Here is a 15,448-nt window from a genome sequence, read left to right on the forward strand (position 1 = left end):
AACTTTAACTTTACCATTATATACATCAATAAGATAACTTATAATTTGAAATGTATAAAATGATATTCCTATTGGTAATGCAATATTTAATAATTTAATATTAGCATTAGATATATCATTAATTGATTGTATAATAAAATCAGTATATTTAAATATTATTAATAAAAATATATGTATAATTAAAGTTGTTATTAATATATTTTTACTTTGATTTTTATATTTATCAATTAAAATAGCACCTATATAAGCAATAATAATTTCTGCAATCATTAAGAAAACATATTTAGGTTCTCCGTAAAGATAAAACAATAAAGATGCAATTAATAAAATAATATTTTTATATTTTTTAGGTGTTATAAAATATATAATTATTAATGCTGGTAAAAAATAATATAAAAAACTAATACTATTAAATAACATCTTATCCTCCTATAAAAAGGCACCTTAAAAGGTTCTTCATTATTTTTCTGCTGGCGTTTCTGATGGAAGTTCTATATTTTCTTAGTTATTTGATTTTTCTAATTCTTTTCCAATATTATTATTTACATATTTCTTAAAATCATTATATACTGCTTTAGCAACATCTTTATCAGCCATTACAGAGAATATTACATTACCACTATTTGTGATATATAATTGTTCTGCAGAAACACAAATCCAACGTCTCATATCAATATTATCTAACATCTCTTGTTTAATTTTTTCTACATCAGCATTGTCTTTAACCCTAACAATAGCAACTGAATAAGCTTGTGCTGTTACCAACGGTTCTGATACAACAATTGATTCGATTCCATCATTTGTTTTTAATCCAGTATAACTAGTAACTTCATCAATATTCTTTATATCTACTTTAATAGTTTCAAGTTCGGGTAAAACATTTTTGTTATTTTTATTTATAGTATTAATAATGTCATTAACGTTTTTTGGTGTCTCAACATTACCTTTCTTACCACTACCTGATACTAGTATGAATATTATAAATGAGATAACTGCTAATAATATCAAACCTATTATAAAAAATTTTTTTTGTTTCATTTCTTTTTCCTCCTATTATCAATATTCTATCACAATTTTACTAGAATTGGTAGAAAAATTATTACGTTTTACAAAAATTAAATTTTAACTATTTAAAAACATTAAACAGAGTATTGAAATTTGTAATTCTTTAGAAAATCAATACAATAAATATAAAAGAACTAAAGAGATGACTATATCAGAAGAAAAAGAATCTCCTCAAAAAAGATAGGAAAGTTAGAAAATATAGTTAAGTAATGTGAACAAAAATTATCGGAAGAGATTAGAGATGAAGGAGAAAGAGAACTTGAAAATACAAAATTATCTGCTTTGCATGATTTAGAGTATTTATATGAAGAAGTTGGAAATCGCCAGCGTAAGAAAGAAGTGAGAAATGAAACCCTCTAGCCTAGGGTAGTTGTCACCCACCTCCCATACTGGTATGATAGGTACTGAATTTGGTTTTCTAAAGCTCCTATCTGGCTTTCGTGTTGCGTACTTACTCTGCAATAGAATGCAACTCTGACCTTACCTGTCCTATACTTATATTACAGTTAGCTTCTTCTTCGTATTCTATAGCCATTTTAAACAAATAGTTCCAGTACTCTTCATCATTCTGTAAATCTGAAGATTGTTCATTTTTTGCAAATTATTTCTAAGACTTTTTATGAACGCTAAAAACCTACGCGTATGCTTTCTCCTCTCTTTTTTGTCCTGTAGATATTGTCGATATTTTTTTATTTTTTGAATTAATATGTGTAATATATATTTAAAAATTCCACATATAAAAGTTTATTTCAAACTTATTGACAATATCGACAACTAATTTGAATCAAGTATTTTTCATTGGCTACTCTTTCCAAATCGTAATTTTTCTATTCTTTTTTCATAATGATTCAGAATATCATCCTACTCTTCTCCACTAGCCAGATGGAAATCCTGTTCTCTAATATACAATAATTCCATAGGGGTGTTTTATCTGCCCTTTTAACCCGGGGAAATATGCAGACCTTTGAGATGATAAACAAGCTGCCTTTCTCTCCACTGGGATGTGTTTTCCCAATTATTTGGACTATTCTGTATGTCCTTATGGGTATCAGTTCCGATCTTGCAGTAATTTCAGATTAACCTAATGATAAAGCCTTATCTGTTTATTTAACTTGCTTTTAATTTCTTTTGGTCAATATTGTTTTTTACCTTCATTTGCAGGATATTTAAATTTGGCAATCTATATAATACAAAAATAAACGTTGCTTCTTTGTTGTTTTTAAGCCAAAATAACGGGCTTCATGATACGCCCCTGTCTATATGACCGGGGCGTATCATAATGCCCGCTACTTTTCTAATATTATATATCTTTATTTAACTGTAACTTTCACTCGTTTGTACACACCATTCTGTGCATAAACATAAACTGAACATTTGCCTTTCTTCTTAGCTGTAATGACTCCCTTTTTGGATACAACAGCCACATCCTGATTATCTGATTCGAAGGCTGTCTTTCTATGTTTCTTTAATTTAACCTTCTTTGATTTAGCAATCTGTTTAACTTTTAACTTGAACTTCCTGCCCTGCTTTATGTTAACCTTTGATTTGTTCACTTTAAGTTTCTTACAGTTACCTACTTTTCCACCCTTTGTTGCCACATGAATTAACTTGGATATTGCTACCACTTTGCCCTTTTCATTTAATGCAACAACCATGTACTTATAATAAGTACCTTTCTTTAGCTTCTTATTAGTAAATGTCTTGCTGTGAACAGTTGCAATCTTCTTATATGAAGTTCCACATTTTGCACCATATATAACATATGTCTTAGCAACCTGTATTTTCTTCCATGTAAGACTGATAGCCTTCTTCTTGCTCTTCTTAACCTTTACACAAAGTTTTCCGAAAGTAGATCCTGCTAAATCCTTATCATTCTTGCAGTTAAGTATTTTCCTGTTAACCTTACCTACATCGCTTCCTTCTCCAATTGCTTCTGTTGAAGTTTTACTCTGTGTTGTAGGCGCCATTGTTGTCTGTGCCTCTGTCGTTGGGGCTTCCGTTGTAGGTGCCACCGTTGTAGGGGCTACTGTAGTAGGTGCAACCGTTGTTGGTACCTCTGTAGTAGGAGCTACCGTTGTTGGTGCCTCTGTAGTAGGAGCTACCGTTGTTGGTGCTGCTGTTGTAGGTGCTACCGTTGTTGGTACCTCTGTCGTAGGGGCTACCGTTGTTGGTACCTCTGTTGTTGGCGCAACCGTTGTAGGCGCTGCTGTTGTAGGTGCCTCTGTCGTAGGTGCTACTGTAGTAGGTGGTGCTACTGTTGTTGGTTCTTCACTAAATAAGAAATAATCAATATTTCCAACATATGTCTTTCCGCTGTCAGGAGTAAATTTAAGATATACCTTATGAACTCCTGTACTTATCTCTTTTTCCAAAGCAAACTTTTTTTCAACATATGTATCCCAACTATCTTCAGCAGTTTCAGTCAGATACAATTCTCCAACAGGTGTCGTATCCAAACTATCTAAATATAATGATACTTTTCCTGTGGCAATCTTACCTCTTACAGAGTAATTCATTATAATACTCTTTGCGGTTTTGGTAAACCTTACACTATCATATCTTGCCCATTCACCGTCATTGGTATTTCCTAGGTATGTATCATAATTAATTGTTCCATTATAGTCATCTGTGTTCTCTGCTTCAATTTTTGAAAATGCATCTTTATATGCACTATCCGCAAGAACAGTTCCGTCAGGCACTATCCATTCTCCATTTACGGTTTCCATATGGAAAGTTTCCCCTAAGCCACCTATAGTAGTTGAAGTTGAAAGAACCGCCTTGTCGCCATTTGGATCAACACACAAATACTTTCCATTTGCAATTGACCTAATAGCAAACTGTTTATTTTTACTTGTATCTTCCGCGTATCTTTCTATAACAAATTTTTCTCCGTTATATATTGCGGAGGTGCTTGCTGTAAGATATGCTCCTTCACTTACCATACATATATATTTTCCTGACACTAATGATTTGAAAGAAACTGTTCCATCATCATTTTTAATTATTTTAAACTGTTCCCACTCATCTCTATTATCACTTGTTGCAACAATTGTTGTATCACTGCTTCCGTTTTTACACCTTGCATACTGCTTTGATGCATCTGACTTTAGGAAAAAGTATCCCTGATCATCCTTTGTTGCCTTAGTAAATTTAAAATAATCAAAATTACATACATGTGATGTATCTGACTTAAACACTATGTATACGTTCTGTACTCCGGTAATGCGGGCTGTATCAATTGTCACTTCCTTCCAGTTCTGCCATGTTCCTGTATTTTCAATGCTTGCCTTTGCAATAAGTGGTCCTGTTGTGCTTCCAAGCCTAAATTCCAGTATTCCATTTGCATCTTCTTTTTCAGTTTCTCTTGAATATTTAAATGTAAGTTTTGACGCACCTGTCTCACCAAAATCAATATTGTAGTAAGCAGCATAGTTGCCGTTCTTTACACCACCAAGACTTCTGCCACCACTTGTTCCGCCGGAATTTTCTGAAATAAGCCCTTTACAATAATCTAAATCTTCTGCTTCAATATTTGAATAAGCATCTCTTTGTAAATTATCTGCATATGTCGGCATATTCGCCATAAGTGAAATGGCGTTATAAGCCGCAAATGAATCCCATGTTGCGTCTTCAGATGCTTTATTCTGCCATGAACATTGCATAATTCCTTTTGAATTACTATTCATCCATGCAACTCTTGCATTATCTTTAAAGAATGAAAGATACTCACCCTTATTAAAATCTACAATGAATTTTCTCATATACCTCATGAGAATTCCTCTCATACCTGAAAGGTCACCTGAATTTGTATTCTCTTCTTTTAAAATATTGTTATAGCATAAGTTTTTTACTGTATTTGCCATGACATTGCATGCATCATCATAATACTGCTGTGTTCCATATTTTTCATAAAGCATGATTGCTGCTCCAAGGAAAGTTCCCTGATTATAAGTAGAACGCCAGGCGTTTCCTGCACTATCCCATACATGTCCTGCATCATCGCCTTCCCTTACATACAGTGAACTGTTTCTCCATGCATCAAATACCCTTTTAGCTTTTGTATAGTAACTGTCATCGCCCGTGGCAATTGCAAGATAACATGCACCTACTGTTGCAGGTCCGTTAATACATGACGTTGTTCCGTCACCTTTTCCGCTTTCATGAGACCATCTGATAAGCCCGTCTGTTCTTCCTTCTGTTCCTCTTTTATACATAAAGTCCCAGTTTTTCTTGGCAATGTCTAAGTAACTCTGATCACCAAACAACAAATATGCTCTTACGGAATCAAGCACTGCCCAGGCTATATCATCATTAAAATCATTATTTGACCAATAATCTCCATTTCTTGCTATAAAATCCTTATATGTATTTTGAAACATATCCCTGTAAATTGATTTTCCTGTTGTTTCATATCCATCAAGCATAGCCTCCATAACTTCTGCAATTCCCCAGAATCCACCACCCAGGCTGTCATATCCTGTTGTTGAATTTTTAACATAATATTTGTTCTTAAATGCTTCTAAAGCCTTGTCCGCCATTGCTTCAGTAAATGATAAATTCTCAGCATCACTCTTTTGTATTCTCCAAATCTGACGAGGCTCATAATCTACACTTTTTGCCTTTGTCCATAATCTGACCTGTGCGCCATCCTTATCTTTTTTGTCATCATCACTGATAATTTCAGCATATTCTTCTTCACCATTATCATTTTTTACAGCTGAAACAATATAGTAACATCCTGAATATTTTCCTGATGTAATTGGCACTAACTTCCATCTGTAATTATCAGAATTATCATTACCATTTAAGTCCATATTATCCCCATTGTTTTTTCCGGTTATTTTTATACTTTTGCCGGATACTACATTGGTGATATTATAATAATCCCCTGTTTCCTTTAATGTCCATCTTGCCAAATCGCTCATTGCATCTGTGTTCCAAACCACACAATTTGCATAAAATGTTGAAAGGTCAGTCTGTGTTATTGCCTTACCATTATATGCCGATACAATTGTATAAGTTGCACCATTAGTTATTCCTGCAGTTGCAGCTTTTACTTCAACATTTTGACCAAAATTCATACCGCCCCACAACGTGCTAACCATAACTACTGTTAGCAAAATTGAAATAAATCTTTTTAGCATGTTTCCCTCCTATTTTCACTCTTTTTTGTAGGTTATCACCTTACAAATTAAGGCTCAATGAAATATAAAATTTGGTTACCATTTCTAAAAAATACACACCATTTTTAAGTTGGGACAGATAATACTTTTAGCCTTTATTTAATTGTTTTTGTATCTGGTTCTATCTGGTTATTTATCTCCTGTGAAAAGTTAATTTTTTGCATATAAAAACCGCAATGCTAAGTTTTTAATTTAACATAACGGTTCTTATATCTAGAAGAATTCAAAATATGGCTTTCTATTTTCTAGTTTGCAGCCTTTAGCCTCTGCCATTTCAGATACTGTAACTAACTGATATCCCTTTTTTAGTAGTTTTGGAACAATCTTTTTTACTGCATCTACTGTCCATCCATGAATGTCATGCATCAACACTATATCTCCATCATGAGCATCATTCATAACAGACCTTATTGTTTTCTTTTTGCTTTTTGTCTTCCAATCCAATGTATCCACAGACCAGCAAACCATAGGTGCATTTACATATTTACTTACCTTCTTATCCCTGATTCCTGCTCCGTAAGGTGGTCTCACAAATTTAGTTCCATGTCCAACATGCTTCTTAATCAAATCATTAACCCCTTCCACTTCCCATTTGATTTTTTTCGAGGATAATGTTAGCAATGACTGATGATCCATCGTATGATTTCCCATGTCACATCCTAATTCATCCATTTTCTTTAAAATTTCTTCCACCTTTATATCGTTTCTGGAAAGACTTGTACCACACATAAAAAACGAAGCTCTAACTTTATATTTTTCCAATGTTTCCAGCAATTCCAATGTTCTCTCCCCCGGCCCGTCATCGAAGGTTAATGCAATCATAGGTTTATTAGGATCAATTACTCTTTTATTATCTTTTGTTGTTTTCTCTTCGGTTTTACCGTTTTCTTTCTTTGTTTCAGTTGAAGCCTTTTCACCATTAGCCGCAACATTCTTTGTATTTTCAACAACTTCACCATTAACTCTTACAACTATTTTACTCCCTTTGTTTTTTTCTATTAAAATACAACCGCCTGCTCCGATTACTAAACACAATATTAATAACGTGGATACTACACGCATTTTAAGTTGTCTTATTCTCTTTTGTTTTTTTTCATCTCTTGTCATCTTTTTCGTCTCCATTATCTGTATTTATGTTTCTTAATTATTTAAAATATTTTTTACTATATCTTTTGATATTACAAACTTAGGCGCCCCTGTACATCCTGGTCCTACCTCGTACTCATCAAATGCAATTACTATATTTTCCTCATTATTTATATAGTAGTTTTGATTGCCTGATATTTCTTTAAATCCTGTAGAAATGCCATTATCTTTAATAAAATATACAACGTCTTTAGTCAACATTTGTTGTTTCATTTGTCGTTTTATATCATTACTTATAATCTTTATATAATCAGATTTTTTCTTAAACATATCTTTTAGACTAACAATCTTTCCACTTGATTTATCTATATTGTAATATCTATGAAATTCGTATCCACTTGCTCCGGTTTCATTTATTGTAAATGCTATTGTAAACCACTTATCATTATTAACAACAATTTTATAATCCATATATAAATCACTAAATCCACTTGAACCTAAATCAGTTTTATATTGATTCACTATCTTGTTTGTATATTTTTTTATATCATTATTTAACTTTTCAACTGTTTTTTTGTTTTTAATATCTCCATTAGAATCTACTTTTGCCATATTAACTTTGATATCTTTATCTTTATCATATTTTCTAACTGTTATTACAGTAAAAATATTTCCCACCAAAGGTATATTTTTCAAAGATGATGCCAATGTTTCATTTGTATTTGGCATAATTACAACTAACAACAATGCAGCAACAGAAATCATCCATCTTGCAATTATAACTTTTTTCCTTTTTCTTTTTTTATCAATCTTAGCATACTCTAAAACTTCATTTAATTTCATTTTTTCATCATCAGGAACTTCGACTCCAATATATTGACTTTTAAGTTTTTTTAACATTTCATCATTTACCATCTTAATTTCTCCTTCATATCACAATTTATTTAACTATCATATACTCTTTTAACTTCTCAAGTGCCCTATATATCCTACTTTTTACTGTACTTAAGTTTTCACCTAAAATGTACGCAACATCATTTAAACTCATTTCTTCAAAATATCTTAATACAATTACAGCCCTTTCTTTATCTGTTAATTTGTTCAACGCCTGTTTCAATTCAATCTTATTATCTTCAATCTCAAACACATCTTTTTCATCTTTCATTTCATTTACAATATCTCTATCCCAATTAAACCTGTTTTTTTTAATATAATTAATTGCTTCATTTATAATAATTTTGCATATCCATGTGTCTGCATATTTTACCTGACGCAATTTTTTCGAATTATATATAGCCTTATACGCTCCTTTTTGTACTATATCCTGTGCATCATTTTTATTTTGAGCATAGCTATATGCTATATGATAATATTTGTCATAATTATTTATAAGAAGTTTGCTAATTATATCTTCTTTTTTCTCTTTCAATTTTATCTCCTTTACGCTTTATACTATTTAGACTATTCAAAGTACCAAAAAGTTTCATTTTTTTATAAAAAAAATACTTTTTTATAATTATATCTGTCATAGGGCAATCTCTTTCATTCTGTTTCGGGGCAAAGTTTTTATCCTGTGTAAATTCTTTGTCCTTCAGAGATTTCCCCTATCCATTCATGTTTCAAACATAAAATAGATTGCTTCAGAGTAATACCCTTTAACTCTGTATTACATTTTCTGTTCCTCATAAAATTATGATTTTATGTGTAACTCAAGACCCTTGAAAGCCCTTAAAATAAGGTATTTCTCCAATTATTAAAAACTGCTGTCAATAGCCTGTTTTAAGCCTATTTATTAGCAAAAAAGACCCTGACGGTCTGTATTTCTACAGAACCATCAAGGTCATTCTTTATGCTTGGACACTCTCACAACTCATGTGAGTTTTATTTTTTCCTACTGGCACTATTGATTCAGTTTTACATTACTGATTCAAATTGATTCATTACTGGCTGAAAACTTTGCCCCAAAAGTGGATAAAAGTGTTTGCCCTGTAATACTTACTAGTGTATTTATTACTTGTTAGCAATAGCTGCCTGAGCCGTTACATATCATAGGCTTACTACAGCCACTCCTATTTCTGCTTTATCTTTTTATGCTACCTTTGAATAATCTAGCACTGCAATTTCCTGCATCATTTGCTTTGCTAAATTAACCATCTTTTCTAACTGTTCTGCTACTTCGTCTGTATAATATTTTTCTCCACACTGCTCACATTCTTCACAAGGAACATTTTTAATTACAATGATACTATTTTTGTAATTAACAACATGAGTTGTAGTACTTTGTTTAACTGTATCACATTTGCAAAACATACACATATCTATTTCCTCCTTGTCTTTAAATCTTTTTCAAACTTGATTGTATTTGGAAAGTATGCTGTAATAATATAAATATATTTTCCATCACTTCCAGCAACAACATGTATTATTTTATCATTTATAGTATATCCAAAAATTAAACAACTAGGATGTGGAAAATCATCTGGATAATCTTCAATTATTTCACCTTCCAAAACACATTTTTTAACATCTGCTCTTGAAATGTCTCTTTCCAAATAAGTCTACGACTTTTGTTCTATATTTACATTATACTTATCCGTGTGTTAAATATCAATTAAACATTTTTTCTTTTCTCCCCCCTTTTGTACACAATAGTAATGCTATATTCTGTAGCTGAAATATATAGTTCAGAAATCCACTGTTCACCCTTGTTTTCAACTAATATATCTTTAAACTCACAATCTTCTTTGTCTACAAAATATTTTTTCATTATTTTGCTATGTTCCTTTTCTTCATCAGATATTAATAGGAAAACACATCCTCCATCTTCTTCTAAGCTTCTTTCGCTTCCATAATTCAAATCTACGGGTTAGTACATTTTTCCCCATTACTTCTATACCATACATATCATCTCCATCGTCATTTCTTCCTATATAGTACAACAAAAAATACTCATCTTTTACACTTTTCTTTTTTATCGAATTTTTCAATCTATCTTCTCTATCCATTCCTAATATGTCCAATATAGTGGTTTTACCTGAACCATTTTTACCTACTAATACAGAAATATTACTTATATTTTCTCCCATAAGATATTATAATTTTGATTTTACACTATTTTATGTGAAAAAAAACTCCTGCACACCATTTCCGGTATACAGGAGTTCATTATTTTAAGTAATTATATTCCTTTCACTTATCAGTGTATTACTTGTTAGCAATAGCTGCCTGTATTGAGCGGCAACCTTGTGGGAGTCATTTTCTAAAAAAATAATAGTGTTATCTTTTTCGTTTCCTTCCACTTTACATAGCACCGGTTCTGTGGATGTTCTAAGTCTCCATTCAAAATAATCATCATGAACAACTATCTGATCTATGAATGTTTCCACTATGTCTTCTGGAATATCTCCACTGATAACATCATACTTTTTTTCCAGCAAATCCGTAAGTAATTGAATCTGCGTTTTTACATTTGAAACTATTGCGGAATTTTTCACATCACGCTTCAATAGCTCTGAATCAATGTACTCAATCTGCTTTTTGAAGACTCCTTTCTTTTCCTCATAAACTTCTTTTGAAATATCTCCTTCAACACGAAGTTCAACAAGATTGGAAAGTTTTTCTTCATATTTCTTTCGTTTTTTATTTAATTCTTTTACTTCATCAGTATAATCTACAACATTTTCATCTTTAATTGTTGCATTTAACATTTCTATTGCTCTATTAATAATTTTGTCTCTTTCTTTCCATAAATCATTAAATAGCCAATGTGCAACTATCTTTAATTTCCACTCCTGTATCACATCGCCAATAGTATTGTAGTCTCGCTGGAAAAGTTCCTCGCTTATCTGTTTATGTAGCAGCTCCCACGGAACTTTTTCCATGATTTTTGTTATTACAAAATCTTTGCTTTTTTGCTTATACTTTGGCATATTATTTATTTCCTGAATGCGAGCCAGTTCCGGTCTCCAAAGTATGCTTAATTTTCGTTTCATTTTGTAAGTTTTCTGAGCCCTTTTATTAATCCCCGGCTCTCGCAAAATTTGAAATTTTATATCTCCTTCATCTTCAGTCGCCACTATTATTCCCCAGTATTCACGGATATGTTCATCTATATGTTTGGAGTGACTGCTGCCTACAACTACATAATTGTAATCAAAAAATTTATTGTAATCTTTTATCTGTCTGGCAAGTCTTGTGTAAGTATCTGCATCACTTTTTATTTCCACCCCTACAAGAGTTTCTTCCAATACAAGCATTACATCTGCTCTTGATTTTGCAATCTGCTTTTCCTCTATTATTCTCACCTTACCAAATTTTTCATCAAAAAAATCAAATAAAGGTTCCCTTATATCCTTGTCTTTTAACATTTGTATTCCACCTGATATTGTTATATTTTATTGTTTCCCTTCATTTATAACCTCCTGAATATTCCTATACGGAACATCTGTAAACAGTGACCTTATTTCGTTTACCACACCTAGACTGGTTGCTATTTTTGTTAAACTTTTAAGTGATATCTGTCCTGTTGACTCAAATCTTTTTATTGAGCCATAACTTACACCACTTATTTCTGAAAGTTTTTCCTGGGAAATGCAATGCCGTTTTCTTATATTTCTTAATCTTCCAGCTATATTTTTATCTATTTCTTCTGTGGTTTCCCACACATATGTCTTCATATTTTGTTCTCCTTTACTGATAATATATTATCTATTTTCACGTTTTTGAGCCATTTTTAGATAAAATATTATCCATAAGTATTATAGCAAATGTTTGTGTATTTCAAGTTTTATAATATTTCCTAAGCAAACTACACCTGAATATAAAGTAATAACTGTTATAATATATACTTTTCTACAATATACAAAAGACACCCTTTAAAGGTGTCTTTACTTTCCCGTGTTAATATTTATACAAAAATGTATCCGATTTTTCTACAAAGCAGCTTAATTGTTATCTTTCTTTCCCCTTCAAATTGATGGATTTGAAGGGGAAAGAAAATCAATACTCTTACTTAACAACTTTGATCTTTGACCATTTACCAAATTTTTTCACTTTTCCATAAGAAATATATGCCCGAACACGAACATACACTTTTTTCTTGGTTTTCTTTGAAAGTGTCATTTTAAATTTAGCTTTTTTGTAAAATTTTGATTTTACAATTTTTTTAAAGTTTCTCTTATAAGATATTTGTGCATGGTAACCAGAAGCACGCTTGAGGGCTTTTAGTTTAAGATCGATTTTTTTGCCGGTTTTCCTTGCTTTCTTTATTACAACCTTATTTGGAGCAATTTTACGTGTGGTTGTAATCTGAGATACCTTTGTAGAAGGTTGCTCTTTAACAGTTGTGCTGTTTTCTGATGTTGGTGTTTCTGGTTTCACAGTTGTGGAATTATTTATAAAATGAATTCTTTCCTGACCATTGATATTTCTATATTCTTCAGGGATTGTTCCACCTTTTGAAGAGATATAATCAGAAACTAAGTCGGCATCAACCTTTTTAGCATCTACATCTACTAAAGCTTTGCAATTTAAGAACATCGTCATTCCATCATTTGTGTCATGATAATAACAATCATCAATCGCTAATGTATAAGTTTTATTTAAGTCTAAAGGTTTTGTACCAACTTTTACATTTTTAACGCGATATTCACCGTCTACTGAAACAAACTGTCCGTTTTCATCAATTGTGACAGATGGTTTAATATCAGTGTTTATATCATAAGTCAACCCTGAAGTTTGAATAAATCCACCGCATTGTTCAGGCCATAAATGAGCTCCCATTTCAAGACAATCAAGCAACTGTTTACCAGTAACTTCAAGCTTAACAACATAATCACTCCATGGTAAAACATTTAAAATATCTAAATAGGTCAATTCTCCTGAAGCTAAATCGGCTCTAATATTTCCACCATTAGAAAAAGCAACATCAGCATCCATACCAACTCTAAACGCATCAGTTATAAAATCACCCAAGTTTGTTTCCTGTGAACGGATAATTCGGTTTCCGGTATCCGGATTGTAACTATACAATCCAAAGTCACTTTCTCCAACTTTTCTAACTAAATTAGAATATTTTGATTCGATTCCTGTTACATAAGAATCTATAGTTTTGTATGAAGATAATTCTTTTTCTTCATCTGTGATTTGATTAACAAGATTTGTTTTAGAAGACAAAGAACCATCTTTGTTCAGTGTGATTTGTAAGACACCTATGTCAACTAGTTTTGTTCCGGTAGATGATAAAATAACATTCTTGCCTTCTTTATTTTTAACAGTATCGCCACTAAGAAAACTGTGAGCATGACCATCTAAAAATACATCAATACCGGTTGTATTGGCAATTAATTCACGTGAAGACCAACCATCAGTAATACCTTCATCACCAAGATGTCCCAATGCTACGATATAGTCTGCGCCTTTTGATTTCATTTCGTTTACAGCTTCTTGCATCTTTCCGTAAAATTCATTCAAGTCTGTTCCACAAAATCCATAAATGTAATTTCCGTCCTCATCCTGATATGTAGATACTGAACCTTTAGTTATATTTTCAGGAGTTAGAATACCTACGTAGCCAATCTTTATTTCTTGACCGTTAACATTATATGTTTTTATGTCGTATGGCTGTGAGATATTTTTATTTTCCTTTAAATCAATATAGTTTACAGCTAGATATTTAGCAGTGGAGTATTCCATAAAAGTTTTAGTCTGAGATATTCCATAATCAAACTCATGATTACCTAAAACCTGATAGTCATATCCCACATGGTTCATAATATCCAGGCAGTCTAATCCGTCTGATTGTGAGCAAATAACACTTCCTTGTAGTGCATCTCCCATATCTACCAATGTGACGTCGGCAGCAGACTTAGCAGCCTCCTCTTTTAAGGCGGCAATTCCTGCAAATCCTAAACTCTTGCTTGAACCTGAATATTGTGAATGATTACTTACACCTCCATGTATATCATTTGTATAAAGAACGACAATTTGGTTATTATTTACATTCAAATCAGAAAAAGTAGTGGTATCTGATTCTGCACCATAAATCATCGTACTGGACAATAAGCTAATTATAAGTAAAAATGACATGCTTATTGAAAATAATTTTTTTGAATACTTATGCATTTCCAAATTCTCCTTTCATAAAATTAACTCGAAAATTGGTCTTAGTACTAATCCATTTTGTTATTTTATTATACCAAAATAGTTAAAGATTTAAAGAGAGAATTTGTAATAGAATATTTTTGTTCAATATTTGGTACTTTAAACGTTTCAACATCCCAAAAATGGTTGAAAGAAAAATAGTGAATTTCAATATGTTAAATTTTGAAAAAACAATACTTGATAATACTAAGTCATAGGCATTCTGGGAAAAGACTAACCGAAGCCATCTATACAGAGGTTGCTGCAAAGGTAGAGGCATCAGGGCACAATGGTCAAAACCATGGATTGCCACAACAAAAGACTCTGACTTTAGCCGTGAACTTCATAACATTCTTAATGAACAGTTTAATCCTGAGTGTCTAAACGCTGTCTGGTGTACTGACATTACCTACGCATTGCATATTGTATAATATGTACACCCAGTAATCTTTATTGATTTGAAAGTACTTACAGTTGTGTTCAAAGTTCTTACTATCAATGACAGCACCTTTTTTAAACATTGGTACAAATATGATAATATCTGATACACAATTACATGATAATCATCTCTTACCATATTTTCTCCTTCCCACAAAAAAACATCCTGCCATTATCTGCAAGATGCTTTCTATAACATATCAAGTATTGATTCACAAATTTTTCCTTCTTCTGTTGCCTCATAGTTTTCGTCAAATCCTTTTTCCTGTAAATGCTCTGATACTTTGTATTCTATCATCTCATAATCAGAATCATTAAGATTATCAAAAAAATTGATAGGTATATTTATTTTTTTCAACTTCTCCTGTATCAGGATTTAATATTACTGTTGCTTCTGTTGGTTGAACGATGCACCATTTTCTCCCTATCGTTCAACCAAATAGACTCTTGGGAACCAATACACAATAAATTTTTCTATATGATCCTTTGTAATTTCTATCAATTGATAAATTTGCTCATGTAGAAACAAATATTTA

The 15,448-nt window shown here is 31.8% G+C and carries 13 protein-coding genes and 2 pseudogenes; 1 reads left to right on the forward strand and 14 read right to left on the reverse strand.

All coding sequences use genetic code 11. From position 1 onward, the window contains the following. Together ACZM4J_RS11645 and ACZM4J_RS11650 are read right to left on the reverse strand one after the other, a co-directional pair. Positions 1-420, reverse strand: a pseudogene (locus ACZM4J_RS11645) (MBOAT family O-acyltransferase); the annotation flags it as partial. A gap of 81 nt (positions 421-501) precedes the next feature. After that, complete coding sequence (locus ACZM4J_RS11650) at positions 502-1,038, reverse strand: hypothetical protein (RefSeq protein ID WP_302690420.1); 537 nt, start codon at positions 1,036-1,038, stop codon at positions 502-504. A gap of 960 nt (positions 1,039-1,998) precedes the next feature. Here ACZM4J_RS11650 and ACZM4J_RS11655 point away from each other — a divergent pair. Then, a pseudogene (locus ACZM4J_RS11655) lies at positions 1,999-2,145 on the forward strand (TspO/MBR family protein); the annotation flags it as partial. A gap of 230 nt (positions 2,146-2,375) precedes the next feature. On the opposite strand, the gene ACZM4J_RS11660 reads toward ACZM4J_RS11655, so the two are convergent. The 12 genes from ACZM4J_RS11660 to ACZM4J_RS11715 all read right to left on the reverse strand — a co-directional run bounded on the left by ACZM4J_RS11660 (position 2,376) and on the right by ACZM4J_RS11715 (position 15,270). Beyond that, the gene (locus ACZM4J_RS11660; protein WP_428244837.1) at positions 2,376-6,209 is read right to left on the reverse strand and encodes a glycoside hydrolase family 76 protein; all 3,834 of its coding nucleotides are present in this window, start codon (positions 6,207-6,209) and stop codon (positions 2,376-2,378) included. A gap of 252 nt (positions 6,210-6,461) precedes the next feature. Beyond that, the gene (locus ACZM4J_RS11665; RefSeq protein ID WP_302690422.1) at positions 6,462-7,355 is read right to left on the reverse strand and encodes a polysaccharide deacetylase family protein; all 894 of its coding nucleotides are present in this window, start codon (positions 7,353-7,355) and stop codon (positions 6,462-6,464) included. Positions 7,356-7,388: 33 nt separating this feature from the next. Further along, positions 7,389-8,249 carry an RsiV family protein gene (locus tag ACZM4J_RS11670; RefSeq protein WP_428244838.1) on the reverse strand — a complete coding sequence of 287 codons (861 nt, stop codon included), beginning with the start codon at positions 8,247-8,249 and terminating at the stop codon, positions 7,389-7,391. A 25-nt stretch (positions 8,250-8,274) separates the two neighbouring features. Beyond that, positions 8,275-8,763: an RNA polymerase sigma factor gene (locus ACZM4J_RS11675; RefSeq protein ID WP_428244839.1), complete on the reverse strand. Its 489-nt coding sequence runs from the start codon at positions 8,761-8,763 to the stop codon at positions 8,275-8,277. 659 nt (positions 8,764-9,422) lie between these two features. After that, entirely contained in the window at positions 9,423-9,644 is a 222-nt protein-coding gene (locus ACZM4J_RS11680; RefSeq protein WP_336302302.1) for a type II toxin-antitoxin system MqsA family antitoxin, read from the reverse strand. Positions 9,645-9,652: 8 nt separating this feature from the next. Then, complete coding sequence (locus tag ACZM4J_RS11685) at positions 9,653-9,886, reverse strand: DUF4258 domain-containing protein (RefSeq protein ID WP_428244840.1); 234 nt, start codon at positions 9,884-9,886, stop codon at positions 9,653-9,655. A 59-nt stretch (positions 9,887-9,945) separates the two neighbouring features. Next, positions 9,946-10,101, reverse strand: coding sequence for a hypothetical protein (locus ACZM4J_RS11690; RefSeq protein WP_158561142.1), 156 nt, complete (start codon positions 10,099-10,101; stop codon positions 9,946-9,948). Between the two features lie 25 nt (positions 10,102-10,126). Beyond that, the gene (locus tag ACZM4J_RS11695; RefSeq protein ID WP_147337657.1) at positions 10,127-10,339 is read right to left on the reverse strand and encodes a hypothetical protein; all 213 of its coding nucleotides are present in this window, start codon (positions 10,337-10,339) and stop codon (positions 10,127-10,129) included. Positions 10,340-10,504: 165 nt separating this feature from the next. Next, a complete protein-coding gene (locus ACZM4J_RS11700) occupies positions 10,505-11,701 on the reverse strand; it encodes a sce7726 family protein (RefSeq protein ID WP_428244841.1) in 1,197 nt (398 codons plus the stop codon). Between the two features lie 27 nt (positions 11,702-11,728). Further along, a complete protein-coding gene (locus ACZM4J_RS11705; RefSeq protein ID WP_428244842.1) occupies positions 11,729-12,010 on the reverse strand; it encodes a helix-turn-helix domain-containing protein in 282 nt (93 codons plus the stop codon). A gap of 331 nt (positions 12,011-12,341) precedes the next feature. Next, positions 12,342-14,456, reverse strand: coding sequence for a bifunctional metallophosphatase/5'-nucleotidase (locus ACZM4J_RS11710; RefSeq protein ID WP_489486230.1), 2,115 nt, complete (start codon positions 14,454-14,456; stop codon positions 12,342-12,344). A 646-nt stretch (positions 14,457-15,102) separates the two neighbouring features. After that, positions 15,103-15,270 carry a hypothetical protein gene (locus ACZM4J_RS11715; protein ID WP_158561106.1) on the reverse strand — a complete coding sequence of 56 codons (168 nt, stop codon included), beginning with the start codon at positions 15,268-15,270 and terminating at the stop codon, positions 15,103-15,105. Positions 15,271-15,448: the final 178 nt, after the last annotated feature.

The sequence above is a fragment of the Eubacterium sp. genome (assembly GCF_057858645.1).